General features: G+C 33.3%; 20 protein-coding genes. 11 read left to right on the forward strand and 9 right to left on the reverse strand.

Annotation, left to right across the window (positions count from 1 at the left end; all coding sequences use genetic code 11):
• Positions 1–11: 11 nt before the first annotated feature.
• Complete coding sequence (locus BOW57_RS08275; RefSeq protein WP_241687420.1) at positions 12–2,246, forward strand: TonB-dependent receptor; 2,235 nt, start codon at positions 12–14, stop codon at positions 2,244–2,246.
• A gap of 4 nt (positions 2,247–2,250) precedes the next feature.
• On the forward strand, positions 2,251–3,090 hold the full coding sequence (locus BOW57_RS08280) for a DUF4249 domain-containing protein (protein WP_129053728.1): 840 nt from the start codon (positions 2,251–2,253) through the stop codon (positions 3,088–3,090).
• Positions 3,091–3,198: 108 nt separating this feature from the next.
• Here the strand turns inward: BOW57_RS08280 and BOW57_RS08285 are convergent, their stop codons facing one another.
• The 6 genes from BOW57_RS08285 to BOW57_RS08310 form a co-directional block, all read right to left on the reverse strand.
• Complete coding sequence (locus BOW57_RS08285; protein ID WP_129053729.1) at positions 3,199–5,973, reverse strand: hypothetical protein; 2,775 nt, start codon at positions 5,971–5,973, stop codon at positions 3,199–3,201.
• Positions 5,974–5,985: 12 nt separating this feature from the next.
• The gene (locus BOW57_RS08290; RefSeq protein ID WP_129053730.1) at positions 5,986–7,005 is read right to left on the reverse strand and encodes a hypothetical protein; all 1,020 of its coding nucleotides are present in this window, start codon (positions 7,003–7,005) and stop codon (positions 5,986–5,988) included.
• Positions 7,002–7,799, reverse strand: a complete 798-nt coding sequence (locus tag BOW57_RS08295; protein ID WP_129053731.1) for a hypothetical protein — start codon at positions 7,797–7,799, stop codon at positions 7,002–7,004. Before BOW57_RS08295 ends, BOW57_RS08290 begins: the two co-directional genes overlap by 4 nt.
• A 33-nt stretch (positions 7,800–7,832) precedes the next feature.
• Entirely contained in the window at positions 7,833–8,330 is a 498-nt protein-coding gene (locus BOW57_RS08300; RefSeq protein ID WP_089055032.1) for a hypothetical protein, read from the reverse strand.
• A gap of 186 nt (positions 8,331–8,516) precedes the next feature.
• Positions 8,517–9,062 (reverse strand): hypothetical protein, encoded by a 546-nt coding sequence (locus BOW57_RS08305; protein WP_129053733.1) that lies wholly within the window; start codon positions 9,060–9,062, stop codon positions 8,517–8,519.
• Between the two features lie 283 nt (positions 9,063–9,345).
• Positions 9,346–10,239 (reverse strand): AraC family transcriptional regulator, encoded by an 894-nt coding sequence (locus tag BOW57_RS08310; protein ID WP_129053734.1) that lies wholly within the window; start codon positions 10,237–10,239, stop codon positions 9,346–9,348.
• Positions 10,240–10,610: 371 nt separating this feature from the next.
• On the opposite strand from BOW57_RS08310, the gene BOW57_RS08315 reads away from it, so the two are divergent.
• From BOW57_RS08315 to BOW57_RS08325, 3 genes are all read left to right on the forward strand, one after another.
• Positions 10,611–11,354, forward strand: coding sequence for a DUF2490 domain-containing protein (locus tag BOW57_RS08315; RefSeq protein WP_129053735.1), 744 nt, complete (start codon positions 10,611–10,613; stop codon positions 11,352–11,354).
• A gap of 560 nt (positions 11,355–11,914) precedes the next feature.
• A complete protein-coding gene (locus BOW57_RS08320) occupies positions 11,915–12,298 on the forward strand; it encodes a GreA/GreB family elongation factor (RefSeq protein ID WP_089055036.1) in 384 nt (127 codons plus the stop codon).
• A gap of 283 nt (positions 12,299–12,581) precedes the next feature.
• The gene (locus BOW57_RS08325; protein WP_129053736.1) at positions 12,582–13,430 is read left to right on the forward strand and encodes an SDR family oxidoreductase; all 849 of its coding nucleotides are present in this window, start codon (positions 12,582–12,584) and stop codon (positions 13,428–13,430) included.
• 25 nt (positions 13,431–13,455) lie between these two features.
• On the opposite strand, the gene BOW57_RS08330 is transcribed toward BOW57_RS08325, so the two are convergent.
• Positions 13,456–14,940 (reverse strand): PLP-dependent aminotransferase family protein, encoded by a 1,485-nt coding sequence (locus tag BOW57_RS08330; protein ID WP_129053737.1) that lies wholly within the window; start codon positions 14,938–14,940, stop codon positions 13,456–13,458.
• Between the two features lie 64 nt (positions 14,941–15,004).
• On the opposite strand from BOW57_RS08330, the gene BOW57_RS08335 reads away from it, so the two are divergent.
• From BOW57_RS08335 to BOW57_RS08350, 4 genes are all read left to right on the forward strand, one after another.
• Positions 15,005–16,867, forward strand: coding sequence for a TonB-dependent siderophore receptor (locus BOW57_RS08335; protein WP_129053738.1), 1,863 nt, complete (start codon positions 15,005–15,007; stop codon positions 16,865–16,867).
• Positions 16,868–17,110: 243 nt separating this feature from the next.
• On the forward strand, positions 17,111–17,674 hold the full coding sequence (locus BOW57_RS08340) for an AraC family transcriptional regulator (RefSeq protein ID WP_129053739.1): 564 nt from the start codon (positions 17,111–17,113) through the stop codon (positions 17,672–17,674).
• An 89-nt stretch (positions 17,675–17,763) separates the two neighbouring features.
• Positions 17,764–20,184 carry a heavy metal translocating P-type ATPase gene (locus tag BOW57_RS08345; RefSeq protein WP_129053740.1) on the forward strand — a complete coding sequence of 807 codons (2,421 nt, stop codon included), beginning with the start codon at positions 17,764–17,766 and terminating at the stop codon, positions 20,182–20,184.
• Positions 20,185–20,523: 339 nt separating this feature from the next.
• Positions 20,524–20,739, forward strand: coding sequence for a heavy-metal-associated domain-containing protein (locus BOW57_RS08350; RefSeq protein ID WP_129053741.1), 216 nt, complete (start codon positions 20,524–20,526; stop codon positions 20,737–20,739).
• Between the two features lie 107 nt (positions 20,740–20,846).
• Here BOW57_RS08350 and BOW57_RS08355 read toward each other — a convergent pair whose 3' ends face one another.
• Positions 20,847–22,388 (reverse strand): hypothetical protein, encoded by a 1,542-nt coding sequence (locus BOW57_RS08355; protein ID WP_129053742.1) that lies wholly within the window; start codon positions 22,386–22,388, stop codon positions 20,847–20,849.
• Positions 22,389–22,823: 435 nt separating this feature from the next.
• Positions 22,824–23,561 carry a hypothetical protein gene (locus BOW57_RS08360; RefSeq protein WP_129053743.1) on the reverse strand — a complete coding sequence of 246 codons (738 nt, stop codon included), beginning with the start codon at positions 23,559–23,561 and terminating at the stop codon, positions 22,824–22,826.
• A 17-nt stretch (positions 23,562–23,578) separates the two neighbouring features.
• Here BOW57_RS08360 and BOW57_RS20605 point away from each other — a divergent pair, with 17 nt between their 5' ends.
• On the forward strand, positions 23,579–23,719 hold the full coding sequence (locus tag BOW57_RS20605; protein WP_164973680.1) for a hypothetical protein: 141 nt from the start codon (positions 23,579–23,581) through the stop codon (positions 23,717–23,719).
• Positions 23,720–23,800: 81 nt separating this feature from the next.
• Complete coding sequence (locus BOW57_RS08365) at positions 23,801–24,982, forward strand: MFS transporter (protein WP_129053744.1); 1,182 nt, start codon at positions 23,801–23,803, stop codon at positions 24,980–24,982.
• Positions 24,983–25,081: the final 99 nt, after the last annotated feature.

Here is a 25,081-nt window from a genome sequence, read left to right on the forward strand (position 1 = left end):
CTAATGTATACATTAAAGAGATTGCTGCAGGTGCTTCGACAGATGCTAACGGAACGTTTTCAATGGATTTAGAGAAAGGCACTTATACGGTTGTAATAAGCTATGTTGGTTTCAAAAATAAAGAAAAGCAAGTTACAGTTTCTGATGATAGTAAGGTAAGATTCAATATGGAGCCAGACAGTCACGAGCTGGAACAGGTCGTAATTACCGGCAATAAAGCTGTTGATGTTAGAAATACTCAAATGAGTGTTAATAAGCTTTCGATGGCAGAAATTAAAAGATTACCAACGGCGATGGGGGAACCAGATCCTTTAAAATCATTATTGACTTTACCGGGTGTTACAAATGCAGGCGAAGCTTCTTCTGGTTTTAATGTGCGTGGAGGCGCCGCTGATCAGAACTTAATTCTTCTGGATGGCGCTCCGGTATATGGTGATTCACATATGTTTGGTTTCTTTTCTATTTTTAATGCAGACGTCGTTAGCGGATTAGATTTATACAAAGGAGGTATTCCGTCTAAATTTGGAGGTCGTGTTTCGTCAGTTCTTGATGTAAGTCAGCAAACAGGAGATCTTACTGATTATAAAGTAAATGGTGGTATTGGTCTGATTTCAAGCCGACTTTTAGTACAAGGTCCTTTAAAAAAGGATGTTGGTTCGTTTGTTATTGCTGGTCGTGCTTCTTATGCTCATTTATTTTTAAAACTTACTGATATTAAAAGTTCGGTCATGTTTTATGACATTAATGCTAAGTTAAATTATCGTCTAGGCGCAAATAACTCGATTGCTTTTTCTGGTTATATGGGAAATGATTTATTTGATATTAATAATTTTTTTGCCAGTACCTACGGTAATACTATGGGAACGTTTAGTTGGAAACATAAGTTTTCGGACAACTTAAATACAAATCTTTCTCTTTTTTACAGTGATTACAAATTTAATCTGCAAATACCCTTTCAAAAACTTGAATGGGATAGTAAGATTACCAACTATGGTTTAAAATACAACTGGAACCACACGATATCAGACAATTTTAAACTTAACTATGGTATAGACGGTTTATATTATGATTTTAATCCGGGAACTGTACAGCCGTATGGCATTGATTCGCAGTATAATTATAAACAATTAGATAAAAAATACGCTTTAGAAACTTCTGCATATCTCGATGTTGAGAATCAAATTACAGAAAAATTAAATCTTCGTTACGGACTTCGTTACAGTATGTTTAATCGTTTGGGCGGCGAAAGTATCAATATTTATGAAAATGGAGAAGCAGTAGTTTATAATCCGTTATATCATATTTATGAAGAAGGAACTCCTATTGGAAGTACTTATTACGGAAAAGGAAAAACCATTAGTACTTTTAATAATTTTGAACCAAGATTGGCATTATCATATGCTTTTAATGATGAAACTTCTGTAAAAGCGAGCTACAACAGAATGGCTCAATATATCCACATGTTGTCTAATACCCGTGCTCCCTTGCCTATGACAATCTGGACGCCAAGCGGACCTTTTACAAAACCACAATTGCTGGATCAATATGCAGTAGGGTATTTCAAAAATTTTAAGGATCAAGAGTACTCTTTTGAAGGTGAATTGTTTTATAAAAAGATTCAAAACCGTATTGATTACATCGATGGAGCAAATTTGTTAGGTAACAATAATATTGAACAAGATATCTTGAATGGAAAAGCCAGATCTTATGGTATGGAGTTATTATTGAGAAAAAATACGGGTCGTTTTACAGGATGGGTTTCTTATACTTTGTCTAAAGCAGAACAAAAAACACCTGGAAGAACACCTGAAGAACCAGGTATTGCCAATGGCGAATGGTATTTATCTGGTTATGATAAATTGCATAATTTGAATATTACAGCAAATTACGAATTCAATCCTAAATGGTCTTTCAATGCTAATTTCAGCTTACAATCAGGTCAGCCCGTAACATACCCAAATGGTTATTACGAATTTGGCGGAAGAAACATACCTAACTATACGTTGAGAAATTCAAACAGACTTCCAACCTATCATCATTTAGATATTGGGGCAACTTATACTCCTAAACCAGATAAAAAGAAAGGATGGCAAAGCTATTGGGTATTTAGTATTTACAATCTTTATAATAGGCAAAATGCTGCAGCGATCACGTTTGCACAAAATAATGATACAGGAATGAACGAGTCTAGACAATTATCTATTTATGGATTAGTTCCTGGTGTTTCTTATAATTTTAAATTTTAATAGTATGCTTAGATTAAAACAATACAATTTTAAAAGTAAAGCGTTTACGCTATTCAGTCTTCTTTTTGTTTTACTTTTTTCATCTTGTGATAAGGTTGTGGAACTTGATTTAGAAAGTGGAGATCCCAAAATAGTAATTGATGCTGAAATCATTTGGGAAAAAGGAACTGACGGTAGTCAACAATCGATAAAAATAACTAGAATGGCTCCTTATTACAGTGCCACTACGCCAAAGGTTTCAGGAGCACAGGTGAGAGTAGAAAATAGCAATGGAGTTGTTTTTAAATTCAATGAATCTGAGCCGGGTTTATATGTCTGTACTAATTTTGTTCCTGTAATTAATATGGAATATAAATTATTTGTAGACGTTGATGGACAGAGTTTTACTGCGACTGAAAAATTAATTAGTGTACCGCCAATTGACCGAATAGATCAGGAATTTATGGCCGATATTACGGGACCAGACCTTATTGTGGTAACATTTTATTATAAAGATCCTGCCGATCAGGCAAATTATTATCTAACAGATTATAAAACTGATTTTCTGCCTTTTCCGGAATACACATCTACAAGTGATGAATTTATTAATGGAAATGAAATAAATGAAAAATTTACTGATACAGACTTAAAGCCGGGAAAAGTTTTAAATATTACACATCGTGGTATTTCTAAAAATTTCTCTAATTATATGAGTTTAATTCTGGAAGTAACAAATTCGAATCCTTTTGCTGCCGCACCGGGTAATATAAGAGGAAATATTATTAATACCACTGACGCAAACAATTTTGCACTTGGTTATTTCAGGGTTTGTGAAGCAAACCGAATGACCTATACTGTAAAATAAAAATTAGTTTTTAAAATTGATTTGTATGTACATCTGGCATTTTATAATGTCAGGTGTATTTTTTTTTGCAATAAATCTTAGTAATCTTTAAGTTTGATTTAGATAAATCTATTGTTTTTTAAAACCGCTGGAGCTAAATTTTCTAGTTTCTACACGTTTCTCCTTAATATTTAAAGTAAATTTTATTTCTTTAATAGCATTAGGTTCAGCACTTACAAGCTGATTATTATCTTCAACTTCAACATATTCTGAAAGACCTGTTTTTTCAAGACTTACAGTGTATGATCCTTTTGGTACATACAACACAAAGTTTCCGTTTTCGTCCGTTTTGGTTGTAAATGCTTTACCATTATTACCAATTGCTATAAGCGGCAGACCACCTTTTTTCTTTGTTATATCAAAGCTTTTATCAGTTGTGCTGTAAGTTATTGATCCTCTAATGGCAGCTGTTTTATTTAAACCAATAGCAATTTTAGTGTCTTCATTTACATTCACTTTTACTTCGTCAGCATACCATTCATTTGTATTAACGGGTTTTACAGAATATGAACCTGCGGGTAATGATCTGTATTTTAGAATTCCATTTGTATCAGTTCGAAATGCTTTTCCTTCAATAATTACAAGTTGGTTTACAGCTGGTTCGTTTTTGTTTCCCGTTTCATAGTAAACATAAACCTCAAGTTCATTTCTTGATTTATCAATTTTTATAGGATTAAAACGCTTTGTAAGACCAACTTGAATCGTATTTAAAGTGTTTATGCTAGTCGAAAAATCGCTGTAATAATTATAAAGGAATATGGTAAAATCTTTTGTTATATTATAATCCAAACGTCCAGTAAACTGAAGCGATTCACTGATTATGCTGTTTTTAGAATAAACCATTCCAACATTAACATTAAGTTTATCATTAAAAAACTTGTGCTGCAGGTTAGGAGAGATGGTAAGATTGGTGTATGTATCGTTGATGCCTAACTGTGAATTGGCAATGATTTCTCCTAAATAAAAATTATTGTATTGATAGAACGCTAGAAGATTAAAGAATTTCCAGCTGTAAATAAAGTTTGTTTTAAAATGAAACTCTTTATTTTCGGTTGTATTAGCAGAAAAAAGTCCGCCCTCAAAAGACAGCGATAAATTTTGTTTTGTAGGTGCATTAAAGTAGGTTAAACCCAACGTCATTCGAGCAGCTTTCATTGAGTATTCTTCTGGAATTAGCGTACTTGTAAGTTGTTCTTTACGACTTTCAGTATAGTAATAAGGAGACAGCGATAGTACTAATGAAGAAAATCGTCGAGATGCCCCAATGTCATAACGTGCTGTCGAGAAATGCGTAGAGGTAAATTGATTTCCAAATGCTTCTGGTTTTGCCGACAAATAATTGTAAACTCCCCAAAAGTTAAATTTACCAACAGGCAGATTTACTCGTTCATTTAGGTTTACAACTCCTTTTCTCATTCCTGAAAAATAACCAGAACTAAGGTAGTTGGAACTGCTGTAGAACAAATTTTTAAATTTACCATTAAACTGAAGTTCTCCTGCGCCGCCGAGTTTGTTTCCAGTTTCCATATTAGAAGTTAGATTACTTACAGCACCGCCAAATCTAAGGTTAAAACTTTCTGATGTATACAATGAAAAACGAGACGATGCCAGATAGTTTTTGGTTCCAGAATAAGTGTCATCATCGTAGATAATTGTATTCTCGTAACCGTTTTTCTGCATCCATCCGTTATTGTGCGTGAAAACAGCCCATGCCGATTTACCAAAAGACAAACTAGGATTGTCGATCAGATTAAACGTTTTATCAATTGCACCAGCTTCAATAGTACTTTTTTCGTTGGGTTTATAAAAAGCTTCGGCACCTCTTCCAATTAGATTCATGTCAAAAAACTTCGATACATTTCCAATTGTAGCTCCAAAGTTCTTTTGGCTGTATCCAAGCCAAGTATTTCTTAAAAATACTTGATCGGAATTCTCCCACCAGTTCATATCTAAATTTGCCTGTAAAGTGCCTTTGTTTATTTCGGCTTTAGCATTGGCATACAAAAAATAAGCATTTGTATTGTCGCTGTTATGCTGTACACTTGCCGTAACCTGATTGGTTTGGTTAAAATCATAATTATAATCAGGGTTGTATGGCATAACATATCTTCGGTCCTGCCTAATAGAACTGGCTCTTACCGTACCGTTAGTGATAATATCACCATTATGATATAGAGCCGTAATATTTATGGTGAAATCCTCTTGGTTTAAGATAGTCTTGTTTACTATTTTTTTCAAGACTACAATAGTATCAGTAAATGGCTGAATATTGATATCCTTGTTTTCTATGGCACTTCGAGTTATAAAATCGGGATAACGGGCTAAAATGGTGACTTTTTGAGCGGTATTACCTTCATTAGAAATACGAATTGGTATCGCTAGACTATCACCAGTTCTTTCGTAGATTATGTTTGTTTCCAACAGCATAACTTTTACCAGTTTACGTTCACGAATAAATACCGATAAAAACACACTTTTAGTAACTGAAGTTCCAGCGATCGTAAATATGGCTTCTATAGTGCTTTTATTTCCCGCTTTGGCAGTTGTAGAAACTATAGCTTTTACAGGAATAAAAATACTATCGTGAGCGGCTAGTGTTATGTTTTTAGCTTTTCGCTGCGAAAGGTAAATATCTTCGTGACTGCTTTGGGTATCAAAAATTCCTTCAATAGGATTAGAGCTGGTGTTTACAATTTTTATGTAAGCTTCTATAACCTCTTTGCTGTTTGTTTCAATTTTATTATTTGTAAATTCTATAGTAAAGCGGCTATCTTGTGACCAAGCGCTTAAACTTGATCCCAAAACAGTAAAAAACAATACTATTTTATAGAATTTACTCAGCATTATAAAAAAGGGTTAATTGGGCATTATTACAAAATATACTCTTGTACTGTATGTTCCAGGATTAACATTTAGTCCCGGACTATTAGCTGGAATGAAAAATTTCACATTGTATGTGATATCCTGAGGCGTACTGCTGGATCTAATCGATACTGGTTGTGTTGTGGTCGATAATGTAACTGGAGAAATTATTTGTAATCCTTTATAAGTTTGATTCGTGGTTAATTGTAATTTTAAGTTAGAAAGCGGCAGTGTCTGCGATGATGTTGACGATATAAAATCGCCAGAAGCTTCCACAGCCAGTTGCGAATTATAAGTATTAACTCGAAGCGCATTCGGAATTGTAACCGATTTTTCTACGGTGTAATCAGATGGCGAATTGTAGTTTAAGTTAAACTGTTGTGCACCATTTTGTAATATAACACTTTGACTTCCAAAATTTCCTCCAAAAGACAACTGAAACCTTGCGTCACCAATAGGCGAGGTGTAGATGCCAATTAATTGTTCTGTTCCGTTGCTTATTTTATAAAGCTTAAATTCATAAGATGTATTATACATTCCGTTCGGACTTACCAATAAATGATTTCCTCCTTGAATGGTTAAGTTATATCTAAAAAGTCTGTTTACAGCACCATTTAAGTTTACATTGCTGTGAATAAGGGTAATTTCATTGTATTTACTCAACTGAAATACTTGATTTGGAACGTTGATAAATGTTCCGTTTGCTGATCCGCTGTTTTCTTGGCTGTTAAATTTTAAATAAGCATATTGCGCACCTACAGTATAAGCACTATTTACTTCACTCGTAAAATCCTGTGTAAGTCTTGCAGTAAGTTTCCATTCGTTTACATCCATATTAGCACCGTAATACTGTATTGGAATAGAAATTTGATTGTTTAATGTTTTTCCTGAAACCATTTCTGCATAAGTAGAAAATACAGGCTGACCATTATTATAAGCTCCCAGCATATACTGTGCAACAGCATTATATTGCACGCATAAGAAAAAAACGATAAAGGTTATTATTTGTTTCATAGACTAAATTCTAACTCAGCAATTTTTATAAGGTCGTTTTCGCCATAAGTTAAAATGGCCGAAACGGTATAGTTGCCTTTGGCAAGATCTGCTGGTAATTGTTGTTTTAGGATTCTAATGTCTTTTGGAAGTGTGTAAAACTCGGACTCTTTTAAAGTGCTTTTTTTACCAGTGCTATTATTAAATAATTCCCATTTTACCTTTCCATCCGTCCATAAATCGCCCTGATTTTCGATTTTTAGTTCAATGATTTTGTTTTTATTATCATCAGCATAACTTGTAAAATCGACAAAATCTACAAGAACTTTATTTTCTTTAATAAAACTATGATACACTTTTACGCCCATTCTTACGGTTACTTGTATAGCAGCACCGTTTTGATCTGTTGCCGTTCCGGGATTAAGCTGCGTAAAGAAAATCATACCCGTATGAACAGGCACAGAGGAATTGGCAGTTGCAGGAACTTTAAAAAGCACCTCAACTTGTTTAGTTTCACCCGGTTTTACAACAAAATAAGACGACGGTAATATTTGTATCCAATCTGTGCATGAAGTAGGAAGCGTATTTGCCGGTACAATTTTATTGTTACCCGATGACTCATATTCCCAATCGCTAAAAGAAACACCTACTTCAAGCTCTTTATCCGTAGGATTTGTTAAAGAGACATATTGAGAACCTGATGCTCCAGAGTTTAATTTATAATATAAACGTCCTGGCGATACAGATATTCCTGCCTGAGCTTGAATCTGATTTGCCATGAATAACCCAACTAAAACCAATATAAAATTCTTCATATTTTTATTGTTTGTTACTAGTAAATATACCAATTATTGAGGAATTAGGGTGTACATAATTGTAGTACTATAGGTGCCTGATTCGCGATTAAGATAACTTGGTGATTTTGTTTCAGGTATTGCGTAGTTCACATGAAATCCGCGTCCCCATTCTCCTGCGGGAGATTTTATAATAGTTGCAGGCAGCGCCGAAAGCATAATTTGAGGCACTACTTGAAGTCCAGCAGGCGGTTGTGCATTAGAATTTGTAAGGCTGCCAGTTACTGTTTTTACAGCAATTGTATTTACAGGTAATGAAGTGCTATTTCCATTATGAGAGAAATATTCCGTGCTTGCTTTTACAGTTACTTCATATGCAGTACTCGAACTTACTTTTATATGATTCGTTTGCTGTCCAGAATCATTTCCCAAAAGAAAATGAGAAGGCTTAGCCATACTTATGTTAACAGTTGGCTGAGAAATTTGTATGCTTTGTACCTGCGCAATAGTCACATTTACCTGTGTTTGCGCAGAGCCTATATTTTGTGCCATTGCGGCTATAGGACAAAGCAGTAAAAATAAATCTTGTATGTTTTTAAGAGTTTTCAAGCCTAATTATATTCCTAAAATGGTTAAACAATACCCCTCAGAAAACAACTAATTCTGAAAATAATAGAGATAAAAACGGCACTAACCGCTTAAAGCAGATTAGTGCCATTTTAGTAAAAGTTTTTATTATTAGTTTGCTACTATCGTGTAAGTAAGCAAAGTACTGTAAACAGCTTCAGGTTTGTTCAAGTATACAGGAGCACTTACCGGAGGAATAGTGTACTGTACATTAAATCCGCGAATATCCCCTGTAGTTGATGAAATAAGTTCAACTGGAGCAGTTACACTAAGTGCTGGAGCATTTGCAGGGAAAGCTGCGTTTGATCCTGCATCAATACTGCCTGGAGCACCAGAAAAAGTTCCCGGTGTAGTTTTAACAACAACAGTCGATACTGGAATAACATCATTACCAGGTGATGTCAAGTCTGTAGCAGCCTGAATAGTTACTTTGTAATCATTAGTTGCACTTACTTTAACATGATTTGGTAAAGAACCTGTAGTGTTACCTTCTGTAAAATTAGCTGCAGTATTCATTGCGATAGTAACTGTTGGATTAGTCACCTCGATAGAATAAACGTTTGCAAGATTTACGTTTAAATTAGTTGTTTGAGCAAAAATAGAATTTGTCGACAACGCAATAATTGCAAATGATGCAGCCATTAAAAAATTTTTCATTTTGTACATTTTTTTTAGTTTAAGCCCTTTTTGGTGTAGGCTTATTATATTTGGTGCAAAATTACTTTCGTGCAGAACGAAAGTCAAAGTCAAAAAGGGTGTATTTGGTGTCATTTTGCAGCAAACACTATTTTTAACTTTTGTTTAAGATGCATTATAACAATAAGTTAAAATAAAGGCACACGAAAGCAGCAGCAAAAAAATCCTTAAAAGGACTGCTGTAGAAAAAAGAGGAATTTTTAGGTTAAGATTTGGGGCTTACAGCCAGAGTTTTAGCAACAATTTAAACTAGTTTACTTTTGGGGATGTAAACTCTTTTTTCTTCAAATTGTGTTCTGTAATTTTTGGGAGATATTCCAGCGGCATTGGTAAAAAAACGAATGAAATTGCTTGGATCCAAGAAGTGGAGTTGAAAAGCTATTTCTTTAACACTCATATTAGTATACCGAAGTAAACGTTTGCTTTCGATTACAATTTCTTCCGTAATTACCTTCTTTGGAGACATACCATAAATCGCATTGCATATTTCGTTCAACGACTTTACGGGTATAATAAGCAAATCAGCATAATCTTTAACGAGTTTAAGCTGTTTCAGATTGTCTTTTACCAATTTTCTAAATTGATTGGCGATATTGACATCTCCTTTCTTAAAGGTTTCGATTGGACTGTAAGCTCTGTCTAATAATTCTTTCTGAGAGAACAGCAACAAACGTTCTACAGTATTATGAGCAAAATGATACATTAAGTCATCAAATGGTTTTCTGCATAAATGCGAAAGCGATTGATAGTATTGCTCAATGATCTTTCTTAAAGAGTTGTGCAGTTTATATTTTAAAGCATGTTCTGAATTAAAAAAAACGCAAGAGGTCAAAAACTGTCTGTCAAGATCTGTTCGACAGTAAAAGTCTTCATCAAAACAAACAAGAAGCACTTCAAAACTAGTTTTGGTATCAATACTGAATACTTGATTTATACCTACAAAACCACATTCAAATTTGTTTATATCGATTAAATTATTATCGATATTTAGAGTTAACTCTCCAGATTTTAACCAGAACATTTGATAGAATGAACTTCTAAGAGATGTATTCAGGAGTGGACTTTCTTGAGATTTAATTAAATGTACGCTGTAACCGCTAGGGAAGTGTTTTTTGTCAAGGGTAAGAATTTCAATCATGTTATTTTTGTAAAGTCAATATAACTCCTAAAGATAGCAAAATTGATGTAAATTGATAGGTGTAGATTGAAAAGAAATTTATGGAAATATCCCCTAAATAAAGCAGTTAAATACTAGTGCTTAAGTGATAGTTTTTTAGTGTTTTATTTGATAGATTTAGTGCAAAATTGCAAAAGAATAGAATCAAGAAAAGGATTTAATTGGATCGTCAATTATAGAAATTAATAGTAGGAATTGGAGTTTGTTATTTTTGATAAAGAAAAACTCATAAAGTTTGATTTTTACAAATAAAATGAGAATTAACATTGTATAAAGCCTGATTAAATTATAAATTATATAAATTAGCAATTCCTCATATAATTTGATAAAAAATGATTTTTAGATTACCTTTCATTAGCTTATTAAGCCTGTTTTTTCTACTCTTAAGTACAATTGTAAATGCCCAGACACAAAACACTTTTACAGGGTGGGGCGCTTTATTTTCGAGTTATAAGCTAAATAATAAATTCAGCATTCATTTTGACGGACAAGCAAGATCTACAGATGAACTAAAAGATCTACAGTCTTATATTATTCGTCCAGGATTAAACTATCATGTAAAGGATAATATGATTGCAACAGTAGGTTATGCTTATATAGGCAATTATAGAAGTGTTATGGATGTTGATGGCTGGATAACTGAACACAGAATATGGGAGCAGTTTATTTACAATCAGAAATTTACATTGTCTAATCGCCCAGTTACTTTGCAGCATCGTTTTAGATTAGAGCAGCGCTTTATGGGACAGCCGGTGATTGATCAAAACGAACTTGTGACTGACAATTTTGAGTTTGCACAGCGATTACGCTACTTTGCTCGTTCTATTTTTCCGTTATCCCAAACAGCTAATTTTACCAACGGAGCATTTTTAGCATTACAAAATGAAGTTTTTGTAAATATTCAAAACGCTCCAAACGATAGTTTTTTTGATCAAAACAGAGCTTATTTAGCGTTAGGATGGCGATTAAATCCTAAGTTTGATATTGAAGCAGGATATATGAATCAGTACATTCTTGGCAAAAATGTTAATACCGTAAATAATATAGTTCAAGTAGCAGCTTATGTAAGGCTTTAAAGGTATTCAATACTTATAAATTTAAAAACATCCCAAGAAGAATTTTTCTTTTTGGGATGTTTTTTTTACCGAATTATTTTTATCACGTGCAGCAAGTAAATTTCTATAAATCTAAACTTGGTTATACTAGTTTAAATTTTCTTAAATATTTGTAAAATAAAAAATTAGATGCAATCATTTATACTTTTATTTTAAGTAAATTCTATTTTGGGTTTTTGATTTTTTTTCTTTCAAAAAAAGAGGTATCTTGCACAAAGTTAAAAGCACTTATAATAATGACTATTTCAAATTTTTATTTAAAAAATAACAGCTTGATGCGCCTAATGGGCACGTTATTATATTTGCATGATGATACTTTCTTAAAAAGTTCCAAAGAGTTTATTAATTAAGCCCTGTCAAAACTCTAGACAGGGATTCTTTCATTCAGACGGCTCATTTATTTAATCTTCAATTTTTATTTAGGATTAGGATATCATTGAATTTACACGCTTAAGAGCCATAAAATGGTTCAATGATGAGTTATATATCATACCTAGGAAAAATGGAGCAAACAGAAAGTTATGTCACAATTACAAAATATCATTTTAACAACAGGAATATACGATTTAATTAAAGATCACGTAAGAAGAAAAAAGGTAACCATACAAGAAGAAAAATTACTTCTAGATGAACTTAAAAAAGCAACACAAGTACTGAGAAGAGATTTACCAGAAGATATTGTTTCTGTAAACCGAAGAGTAACTTATAAAGATCATGCAACGAATGAAGAGAAAACCGTTGTGTTTGTAGGTCCTGAGAAAACCAAAGTTAGTAAAAACAAAATTTCAATTCTTTCTGATGAAGGTATTGCAATGGTAGGATACAAAGTTGGAAATCTAGTAGAGTGGCCGGCTAAAAAAGGCGATTTGAAATTCGAAATCCTAAAAGTAGAAGAAGTAGCTTAAAACTTCTTTTTTAATCAAAAAATATCCCATAAGGAGTCTTTCTTTATGGGATATTTTTTTTGCTTTTAATTGTCTTATTAAAACTAAAGAATAAGTTTTTTAAAATTCTTTGAGATAAGGGTGCATAGTTTTATTGATAATATGTTATTGTTAACTAATTAATTATGAAATTAAAATACGAAAATATATAACAGGTTTGCCTGATTACTTCTGAAATTTGAATAGCTTAAAAATATAAAGTTTAGGCAGGAAATTGATTTTGTCAAATTAATAAGGAAAGTGTATGCAAAAGAGAAGCAAATTTCCTGAGCAAAAACAAACTTTGCCAGGATATGAATATAAAATGAATCCTGAACCTGAAATAATACGCGAGAATTATATGGGCAGCAGAAAATTGGCAGATAAAGTTGCTTTAATAACAGGCGGCGATAGTGGTATTGGTCGTAGTGTGGCAGTTCATTTTGCAAGAGAGGGAGCAAACATTATCATTGTTTATTTAAAGGAAGATGCCGATGCAAAAAGAACAAAACAATTGATTGAAGAAGAGGGACGACAATGTTTAATAATTAGTGGTGATTTAAAAGATATTAAATTTTGTAAAAGCGTTGTAAAAAAGAGTATTCAGACCTTTGAAAAATTAGATATTATAGTGAATAATGCTGCAGTGCAATTTCCTGAAAAAGAACTTGAGGACGTGACGGTAAAGCAACTGCAAACTACTTTCGAAACTAATGTGTATCCCTATTTTTATATCACAAAATTGGTGCTGCCATATCTAAAAGAAGGGGCAAGTATTATCAATACCAGTTCGGTTACAGCTTATCGAGGAAGTGAACATTTAGTTGATTATGCTAGTACAAAAGGAGCAATTGTAAGTTTTACAAGATCATTGGCCACGATGCTGGCAAAAAGAAAAATAAGAGTTAATGGTGTAGCTCCAGGGCCAATATGGACACCATTGATTATTGCTACTTTTGATAAAGTGTCTGATTTTGGTACAAAAACTCCAATGGGAAGAGCAGGTCAGCCATCAGAAGTTGCGCCCGCTTATGTCTACTTAGCTAGTGAAGACAGTAGTTATGTTACTGGGCAGTTTATTCACATTAATGGGGGCGAAATGGTTGGAGGGTAAAATAAAGGTAAACTGGTATATCATCTTAAATAATCTCTTCGAGAGATTGGCTTAAAATGGCAACAGCATTTTCCATTTCTGTTTTCTCTAAATGCCCGAAACCTAAACGAGTAGCGGTTAAATCTTTCGTTTGATACAAAATTGTTTTTGGCAGGAATAATCCATTTGCAATACATTGCTTTTGAAGCTTTATTAAATTAAAGCTGTCAAGCCATTCAACCCAAATCGCCAAACCTCGCACAGGAATCTGAAATTTAATTTTTCCCTCTAATTTTTCCTTTAATAATGAGACAAAATAATCTCGGCGTTCTTTATAGATTTTTTTATTCTTTTTTGAAAGACGATGAACTTCGCCTTCTGTAATCCACTCTGTTAAAACTTGCTCTTTGATAACATCAATGTCGGGTTCAAGGATATTTTGATGTTTCTCCAGTTCCTGAATAAACTCCGAAGGGGCGGCGATAAAACCGTAACCAAAGCCTGCCGGTAAAGACCTTCCAAATGATCCAATATAAACGACTCTTTCATTAGAACCTAAAGCTGCCAAAGGTAATACAGGGTTATTATCATAGTGAAAATCGAAATCGTAATCATCCTCAACAATAACAAATCCGTATGTATTAGCTAGTTCAAGAACTTCCATTCTTTTTTTAGCACTAAGAGAAGTTGTCGTTGGATAATGATAATTAGATGTAAGATACAATAATCTGATTTCTTGAGTTTCGCAAATTTGCCTTAAGTGTTCTGTATCGATTCCGTCCTTGTCAACAGGTATTGAGATTATTTGTGCTCCGCTGTCAGACAATGTCATATTCGACATATAGTACCCCGGAGAAGCAACAACAACTTTGTCATTGGGAGAAATAAGTAATTTTGTAACCAGATACAAACTGATTTCATGACTTGACGTTGTGAGTAAATTTGACGTAGAAATGCGTATGCCTCGTGTTAAATTTAAAAAATTAGAAAACTGTGTTTTAAAATTTAAATGAGATAACGTCTGAATTTGTTCCCAAGTTTCTGTATGCTTTTTTCTTTTTAATTTAGAAACATAAAGCCTTGCCAGAACATCAGTTTGAACGAGTCGCAAATCAGGTAAACCGTCGTTAAATTGATAAGGTAAGGTACTGGTTTCTTTAGGGTTTTCAAGAATTGTAGAGCGTTTAAAAGTAAAAGGCTGACTTGTTTTTAAAACATTTTGAGTATCACTTGGAGTAAAATCAGCTTTGTTTTTTTGTTTTTTCTCTGACAATATAAACGTCCCTTTATTTGGCAAAATTTCTATCCAGCCTTGCAGTTCTAAATCCTGAAAAGCTTTGATAAGTGTATTTCTATTAACCTCTAATAATGTGCATAATATGCGCGTTCCAGGAAGTTTCGTGCCTTCAGGAAGTAAACCTGTTTGTATGGCTTTTATAAACTCAAAAACAATCTGTAAATATATAGCTGTTGATTCTTCAGGCTTAAGCTGAATGAAACTTTTGAAGGGAATTTGAACCGGACTATCCATTTTTATAAAACTGGTACACATTAGTAGTACGGCAAGATACTACTTTTGCAAAAAATTAAAAGAAATGACAAAGATTTATTTTGCTTTATTTGCCTTTATGAGCATTGGCGGATATGCTCAGGTGCAAAAAGACACTATTAAAATTGACGAAGTAATAATTAACGAAAATAGATTTAGTACGCCTATTTCTAAAAAAAATAGAAATGTATATGTAATTGATAAAGCGGCGATTGAAAAATTGCCAGGGAAAACGATTCAAGAAGTTTTACAATATGCCAATGGTGTAGATTTAAGACAAAGGGGCCCATTTGGAAGTCAGGCGGATGTGAGTATTGATGGTGGAAGTTTTGAACAGACTGTCGTACTTATAAACGGAACTAAAATTATCGATTCTCAAACGGCGCACAATATGCTTAATTTGCCAATTCCGGTTGAAGTGATCGAAAGAATTGAAATAATTCGAGGACCAGCGGCACTTACTTATGGAATAAATAGTTTAACGGGAGCGATAAATATTATAACCAAAAAGCCAACTCAATCTGGTTTTTTGATTAATACATATGCGGGCTCTAATTTTGAAAAAGACACTCAAGATACTGGAGATACATTTTACGGAACAGGAATTCAGGCTGGAGGAGTTTTTAGTAAAGAAAAACAACAGCATTCGCTTTTTGCTTCACATGATAAGAGTAACGGATATCGATACAATACAGCTTTCGAAAATAATAAAATATTTTATCAAGGTAATTTTCAGATTAACGACAACAATGAAATCTTAAGCTCATTTGGTTATATTAATAACGGATTTGGTGCAAACGGATTTTATGCTGCTCCAGGTGATAGAAATTCGAGCGAGGTTGTACAAACCACATTTGCATCCGTACAGTCAAAACATCAATTATCGAATAAATGGGCGCTTATGCCTCGAGTGAGTTATAGATATAATTATGATGATTATCGTTATTTTGGAATTTCTAATTTAAAAGCGGGCAGGAGCCAGCATTATACCAATTCATTAGCTGCTGAAGTTAATACAACTTACAAGATGGAAAAGGGAGAATTGGGTTTTGGTGCCGAAGTGCGCTCAGAAGACATCAGCTCGTCTAATATTGGTGATCACAACAGAGAAAATTTTGGAGTTTATCTGCAATACAGAACTACTTTTATTGAGAAGTTAGATGTGAATTTAGGTACTTATCTTAATTATAATTCAGATTACAAATGGCAGGTTTATCCGGGGCTTGATGCAAGTTATGCGGTTACAAATGCTTTTAAAATTGTTGGGAATATTGGAACAAGTCAACGTATACCATCATTTACCGATTTGTATTTGAATCAACGTCCAGGGAATATTGGCAATCCGAATTTGGTAACCGAGAATGCATTTCAGAGCGAAATTGGATTCAAATATACAAAGCAGAATTTTAGTTTTAATGCCAATTATTTCTATAGAAAGATCAGCAATTTTATAGATTGGACGAGAGATGTTACCACTCAGCCGTGGCAAAGTAACAACTACGGAAATCTGAATACAAATGGTTTTAATTTGCGTACCAACTATAGAGTTAATTTTTCTATTGATTCTAGGCTAAACATTAATTTGGCATACTCATATTTAGATTTTAAATTTCAAGACGTTATTGATGATCTGTATGCTAAATATTTGGTTTCATCTCTCGAACATCAAATAACAAATACAATAGATTTTCAGCATAAAAAATTTACAGCGTTATTTGCTACTCGTTTTAATAAAAGAATAACTGGTCCATCATACTGGATTAATGATTTCAGAGTAAGTCAAGCCATAAACAAACTAACAATTTATGTTGATGCACAAAATATCTTTAATGCTAAATATTATGAAGTTGGAGCAATTCCGCTTCCTTCAAGATGGTTTAGTTTGGGAGTAAAATTTGTGACTTTTTAAATATCATAGATTAAGTTTTTAAAATCGCAAAGAGCGCAAGGGATTACGTTAAGAACACAAAGTTTAGCGTAATCCCTTGCGCTCTTTGCGGTTAAATCCTTCACAATAGTATCTCAAGAAATTAAATCCGTCAACATTTGGGATGGATATTGAAACACTTGCTATTTATAGAATGATTAATTGAATTTTAGTGGTAGATTTGTTATTACTATAAATTTAATAAAATCCTGATCTAATAAGGCTATGAGTACATTATTCGTAAAAAACATGGTTTGTAATCGCTGTATAATGGTAGTTCAAAATGAACTCGAAAAACTCGGTTTAGACTTTACAAATATTAAACTTGGAGAAGTAAGCCTGACAAAAGAACTTAGCTCTGACGAAAGAAATTTGCTTGAAGAAGCTTTAGTTCCTTTAGGTTTTGAAGTAATTGATGATAAAAAAAGCAGGATAATTGAAAAGATAAAAAATATTATTATCGATTTAGTGCATCATCAGGACAATGACACAAAGAATAATTTATCAGATATATTAAGCGAAAAAATCAATCATGATTACAATTATCTTTCAAATTTGTTTTCTGAGGTTGAGGGGACTACGATAGAAAAATATTTTATTGCTCAAAAAGTCGAAAAAATAAAAGAACTTTTGGTTTATGATGAATTATCGCTGAGCGAAATAGCTTTGCGTTTAAACTATTCAAGTGTTGCTTACTTAAGCAATCAATTTAAGAAAGTAACGGGATTAACGCCAAGTCATTTTAAGCAGATTCGATCAGAAAAAAGAAAGCCGCTGGACAAGGTTTAAGTAAATTTTACAAATCAAATCCATAATTACGCAATAAAACTTACTGCTATTGTTGCCAACTTTGCATAATAAGTTACAACAAGTGAATTATGGCAACAAATAATAATACTAAGGAAACAATTTTCATTCTGCTGGAAAACGTAGAGAGTGAGCACTGTGCTTTAATCGTAGATAAAGGATTGGCAGAGGTCAAAGGTGTTGAAACTCATAAAGTAGAAGTAAACAATCGCAGAGCTGTTATTACCGTAAAAGGAAATGAAACCGTTGGCAATGCTGTAAAAGCTATCAAAGACTTAGGATATGGTGTACCAACCGTAAAAAAAACTTTTCCTGTTCTAGGCATGACTTGTGCATCTTGTGCAGGCAGCGCAGAAAGCATTGTATCGTATGAATTAGGAGTAGTTGATGCATCGGTAAATTTTGCAACTGGAAATTTAACGGTGGAATATCTTCCTAATCTAACAGATGCAAATAAACTTCAAAAAGCGGTTCAAGCTGTTGGTTACGATTTACTTATTGAAGACGAAGCTAAGCAGCAAGAATCTTTAGAAGCTATTCATGCTGAAAATTTCAAAAAATTAAAAAATAAAACCATTTGGGCAGTTCTATTATCATTGCCTGTGGTAACTATTGGTATGTTTTTTATGGATATGCCTTATGGTAATGAAATTATGTGGCTTTTTTCTACACCGGTAATTCTGTGGTTAGGGAAAGACTTCTTTATAAACGCATGGAAACAAACCAAACACGGTTCTGCCAATATGGATACGCTGGTGGCTTTAAGTACAGGAATTGCGTATTTGTTTAGTGTATTCAATATGTTATTCATGGATTTTTGGCATCAACGAGGATTACATGCTCACGTATATTTTGAAGCTGCAGCGGTAGTTATTGCATTTATTCTTTTAGGTAAATTATTAGAAGAAAAAGCCAAAGGAAATACTTCATCAGCAATAAAAAAACTTATGGGTTTACAGCCCAAAACCGTGATGGTTATTCAGCCTGATGGCACTGAAAAACAAACCGCTATTGAGGATGTACATGCTGGAGCAATTATCTTGGTAAAACCTGGTGAAAAAATTGCTGTAGACGGAATGGTGATTTCGGGAAATTCATACGTTGATGAAAGTATGTTGAGCGGTGAACCAGTTCCTGTGTTGAAAAAAGAGAATGAAAAGGTTTTTGCTGGAACAATAAATCAAAAAGGAAGTTTTCAGTTTGAAGCTGTTAAAGTTGGTAGAGAAACCATGCTTGCGCAAATCATTAGAATGGTGCAAGATGCGCAAGGAAGCAAAGCTCCTGTGCAAAAATTAGTAGATAAAATTGCAGGTATTTTTGTTCCTATTGTTATTGGTATAGCAATATTGACTTTTATTGTCTGGATAGTTTTAGGAGGTGATAATGCTGTAGCGCAAGCTTTATTGGCTGCTGTTACGGTATTAGTAATTGCTTGTCCTTGTGCCTTAGGTCTTGCAACACCTACGGCTATAATGGTTGGAGTAGGTAAAGGTGCTGAAAATGGTATACTAATTAAAGATGCCGAAAGTTTAGAATTAGCCAGAAAAGTTACTGCTATTGTTTTGGATAAGACTGGAACTATTACCGAAGGAAAACCACAAGTAACAGGTGTCAAATGGTTAGATAATAATGATGTAACAAAAGATATACTGCTTAGTATCGAAAAGCAATCTGAACATCCTCTGGCAGAAGCCGTAGTGAAAAATTTAGATGGTGTGCAAAGTGTGTCTTTATCAGATTTTGACAGTATTACTGGTAAGGGAGCGAAAGCAGTTTATAATAACGAAACCTATTTTGTAGGTAATAAAAAATTATTGGCTGAAAATAATATTACGATTGCTGATTCATTAGTAGAGCAAGCCGATGCTTGGGGTAAAGAGTCTAAAACTGTAATTTGGTTTGCCAGTAGTAAAGAAGCGCTTTCGGTTATTGCAATTTCCGATAAAATAAAAGAGACATCTGTAGAAGCGATTAAACAAATGCAAGATATGGGTATAGAACTCTATATGCTTACAGGTGATAATGAAGCTACTGCAAAAGCTATCGCTGAACAAACAGGAATAAAACATTATAAAGCAGAGGTAATGCCTCAGTATAAAGCTGATTTTGTAAAAGAATTACAGCAGCAAGGTAAAGTTGTAGCAATGGTTGGTGATGGTATAAACGACAGTACTGCATTAGCAACTGCTGATGTAAGTATTGCAATGGGCAAGGGAAGTGACATTGCGATGGATGTAGCAAAAATGACTATTATTTCATCAGATCTTAATAAAATACCTCAAGCTATTCGTTTGTCTAAACAAACAGTAGCAACCATAAAGCAAAACTTATTCTGGGCATTTATTTATAATCTAATTGGTATTCCTCTTGCTGCAGGAGTATTATATCCAATAAACGGATTCTTGCTAAACCCAATGATTGCCGGAGCTGCAATGGCTTTGAGCAGTGTAAGTGTAGTAAGCAACAGTTTGCGCTTAAAATGGAAAAAGTAAACCTTGATGCGTTTGCTAAAACGGTGGTTTCCTAATTTATATGCCGCCGTTTTAAATTAATTTTAGTTTAATTGATTTATTGACCTCATTTTTCCTCTTCATTGCGATTTTTGAAGCAGTTTAAATGAGGTCTTTTTTTTGAAATAAAATTCTATAATAACAAAGTATCTAAAAAACCTTTGAACCTTTGTCTCTTAGAACCTCAGTATCTCAGAACCTCAGAACCTTTTTATAAAACAATCAGTAAATATCACAAATCAAATACGGAATATTATAAGCAGATTGAGGAAAAAATGGCGGAAATTTGCTGTATCAAATAATTATAAAACATCATACAAAATGGAAAATAAAAATCTTCAATTCAAAACAACCCTTAATTGCGGCGGGTGTGTAGCTAAAGTAAAATCTGATTTAGACAATGCTAAAGGTATTGCTCAATGGAATGTAGATACTGATAATGCTGATAAAATACTTACGGTTCAATCAGAAGGAGCAACAGAGGACGAAATAGTTGCAATTATTAAAAGTAAAGGTTTTAAAGCAGAGCCTTTATAAACTTAGACTTTTTCTTGTCTTTTTAAAATACAATTTCGTTATTGTTTAAATGCAAAAAGCGCCAGTTTTCAATAGAAAATTGACGCTTTTTTTATTCATATAGAATTTTAATTTTCGCAGAAGGAACTTATTTGCTTTAAATGTCTCTCTGTTTGATATTTATTAAAGTTATCCCATTTAGGTGGAAAGTTTGTTTTTTGTCCGTACATAGCGTCCAAACAAATATTATTTTCTTTGTATTTATGATGCAAAACTTCTAGAATTTTAAAGAAGAATTCATCCAGCATTACAATGGTTTCAAATTCAGTTTTTAATGTATTGTAGTTTTCATCTGAAGCATTTAAAAGCTGTAGTAAATTTAAAACTTCATTCTTCTCTTCTTTATTGATTTCAGTTGAATAGCCCATTTTTAAAGTTTTAAAAACGAGATTATTCCACGCTTTGCTGTCATGCGCCCATTGTACATCAGGTAAGTTCAACGAATGTTCACAAATTAAAATAATCGAGAAAAGAACATCGTTTAAGTATTGTGCCGGAAACTCATCAAAACTTCTGAATTCAAAACCGCTTTGGTACATTTTTTCCTGATTAAAATCAAGACCAATTTCCGAGAGCATCTCGTATTCCATTTCGGCTTCAACTTGATCACGCCACCAAATGTTTTCTTCTTTTGTAAACTTCAGTAATTTTCTAAAATCATCAACTTTGTAAGTTAGGATTTTTCCTTTTGGCATTGCTTTATTGTACGTGCCTACGCCTATGTAGCGAGACATTGCGTTGCGCATAGAACCCAAAGTAAATTTTTTGTCCATGCTGTAAGTGTCACTTATTACTCCCATAATATCGGGGCTTCCAAGAGTAGCTATAAAAAACGGCTCAAACCATTGCAATAGATAAATAGCGTTTGAATGTGTTTTTTCAAAATTATTATAATCTACAATTCTGCTGTCTTCAGTTAATGATGGTAAAGTAATATGAAAATGATACGTTCCATTATTAAACAAAACCAGATTTTCCTGATTTGTCATAAACATATTAAGACCATTGTTATAATCTGGAAAATCTAATTTTCCGTTCAATATGCGCGATTCGTTTATTTTATCAATAAAAAGTTTTTTGGTTGCTTTTAGTTCTTTGCACGAATCAACTACCGTTCTGTTTTCAAAATATTTAGTTACAAATTCGATAGAATCACCATCAAAATGAACAGATCCCATCGTTTTGTTTCTTTGAGTAATCATACTCTGAATATTATAGGGCTGATCTTCCAGGAAAAGTTCCATAATAGATTTTCCAAGATAATCAGGATTCTCAAGTGGCTGTGTGTTTACCTCGCCATTTTCTGTATTGCTTAATGACTTTAGCGGCGATAATGTTTTATGCTGATAATTTATATCGAGTTTTTCCAAAGAATGACTATTCATCATTCTGCTTACGGTATAGCTTTCATTCAAGTTAAAAGCTTTTTTTAAAACAGGAGCAAGGCTTTCTGGTTTGTAACATTTTCTATAATCAATACTGTATTTCTCAAAACCAATTTTTTCTTGTATAAATTCACCAGAGACTATCAAGGGATCTGCAAATTGCAAATAGGTTTCATTCTCTAATCCAATTCCCCAATAATACTTTTTTGTCTGATTGTCTTTCATTTATACTTTTTTCTTTTTTATGGTTGATAAAACTTTTTTAGATTGATACTTTTTATCCGTAAACGCGAACCTAATTCTGTTAAAATTAGGGACAAGAAACCTTGTAACGGATTAAGCATTATTGTTGCCTCCATTATAAAAGTTTTTCGTTTACTTTTAAAAATATAGGAAATTATCGTTTAGAAATTGTGCATTTATATCGACTGAAAGAGTAATAAAAAAATAAAATTTTACAATTGGGTTATAAAATAGTTATCGTTATTAATCGCTTTTATATCAATAATTTAAGCTGTAGTATAGCGTAGACGGAACTTTTGCAATACTTGTTTTTTTCTAAGCTGCAAAAGTAGTGAATAATTAGATTATTTCCAAGCTGTTAGTGCAATGGAAATGAATATGTTTTTTTAGGGTTTTAAAATAAAACTCAAATGCTTTTTATTCGTGATAATAAAAAACATAAGAAGAGTACAACTCGTCATTCCACCAATCTTTTCTAATTTCCGAAAAGTAGTTGTAATTCAGCTTTCCAGCTTGCGATTGCAGCGGATAAACAACTGCACCATTTTCTCGATAAGCTTTGTGTAAATCAGTTTCGGGAACAACGGGAACAATATGTCCGGAAAGTCCTTTTTCTCTTCTTTTGGCGCAAATTATTCCAATTCCGCCATTAGTATTTACCTTATTTTGAATTTCATCGGGACTATACATTCTTTCCCAGCCAAAATTAGAGCCCCATTGCAAAAACCAATCGTGTATTGCGCTAGAGTAAATACGATCAACCGTTTCTTCAAAAACAGCTTCAACCTCTTGTCCATTCATTATCTTTTCGAGAGCTTCATCAGTCCACCAAACCGTTGGGAGATACACTTTAGAAAACCAGCAATAATCATAAGAATAGACATTGCAATAAGTGTCCTCTACAGTTCTTTGATATCTAATGTTTTTTTCAACATCCAATTTATCTATCAGTCGTGTAATACTTTCTTTTTTACTCGCTGCATCTGTTAAATCTCTATATGGAATGTCAGAATCAGAAAGAGGAGTTTCCTTCATTTCCATCGAATCTAATCTGGATTTTGGATTAGGTAATAAATCGGCTTTTACTATTTTATTATTTGATACAGGATTATTTTCTACAGCTGATAATCCTGCTGCTATGGTATATTCTTTCATCTTGAGTGCTTAAAATAATGGACATAAACCAGCAGGAATTTACATTCGTGCCATTTGGTTTCAGTACCAAAAAAGTAAATATAGGGATTTTGAACTTTTCTAACCCTTATAGAAACGGACAAATTATGAAAATATTAGGATTATTTTCGTTTGCATAAGTGGTCTTTCTTTTTAATTAAGAATTATCGATTAGCTTGAAGCGTGAGTTTTCTCTATCTTTGCATTTTTAAAAATACTTCATGAATTCCCCTGTTAAAGCCGTTCATCCCATATATAATCTTCAGTTTGGATTAGTTTGTTTAAGTTCATTGCTCTTTTCGGCTAGTTTCAATATGCTGATTCCCGAACTCCCTGAATATCTGAGTAAAATGGGCGGAGCAGAATATAAAGGATTAATTGTAGCGTTTTTTACATTAACAGCAGGGATTTCAAGACCATTCAGCGGTCGATTGACGGATACTTTAGGCAGAGTTCCCGTTATGGCAGTAGGCTCAATTGTATGTTTTGTTTGTGGTATTCTGTATCCTGTTTTAGGAACCGTTTCCGGTTTTTTGTTTTTGCGATTAATTCACGGATTCTCAACTGGATTTAAGCCTACAGCAACGGCAGCTTATGTTGCTGATATTGTTCCTAGAGAACGCTGGGGAGAAGCTTTGGGATTACACGGACTTTGTTTTTCTATCGGAATGGCTTTGGGGCCGGCGATTGGGAGTACGATTAAAATATATTCTTCTATGAATATGCTTTTTTACGCGTCTTCTGTTTTTGCGCTTTTATCTATTGTGATTTTAATGAATATGAAAGAAACGTTGAAACACAAACAACGTTTTAGTTTGCGTATTCTTAGAATTTCGAGAAAAGACATTATTGCTGTAGAAGTGCTTCCGGCGGCTATAGTAACTTTTCTGTCTTATATGGCTTATGGTGTAATATTGACATTAATTCCGGATTGGAGTCAGCATTTAGGAATAACAAATAAAGGTTTGTTTTTTATGGTTTTTACAATTACTTCGGTAATGATTCGTTTTGGAGCAGGAAAAGCATCTGATAAATATGGTCGTTTGCATTTAATAGGTATTGGACTTTTCTTTTTAATTATATCACTTGTAATTGTCGGATTTTCAACATCGATCAGCGGACTTTTAATAGGCGCAGCAGTCTACGGAATCTCTACAGGAATTGTCTCACCAGCTCTTAATGCGTGGACGGTTGATATGAGTTTTGCAGATCATCGAGGAAAAGCAATGGCGACAATGTACATTGCACTTGAGGCAGGAATTGGTCTTGGTGCTCTTATAGCTGGATGGATGTATCAAGATGTAATTGCAAAAATCCCGATGCTTATGTACGCCAGCGCTGCAATGGTTTTTCTAGCTCTTACTTACGTATGGATGCGATTGCGAAAAACTGAAAGTGCTTAATTTTACGATCCTGGTATTGTAAAATTATTAATGATAATTTAATGATCTAATTTACTGTTTCTGATTTCTGGTATTTGGAATATATTTACTTTTCAAAAA

Origin of the sequence: Flavobacterium sp. YO64 (genome assembly GCF_004119505.1) — a bacterium.
GTDB classification, from domain to species: Bacteria; Bacteroidota; Bacteroidia; order Flavobacteriales; family Flavobacteriaceae; genus Flavobacterium; species Flavobacterium oncorhynchi.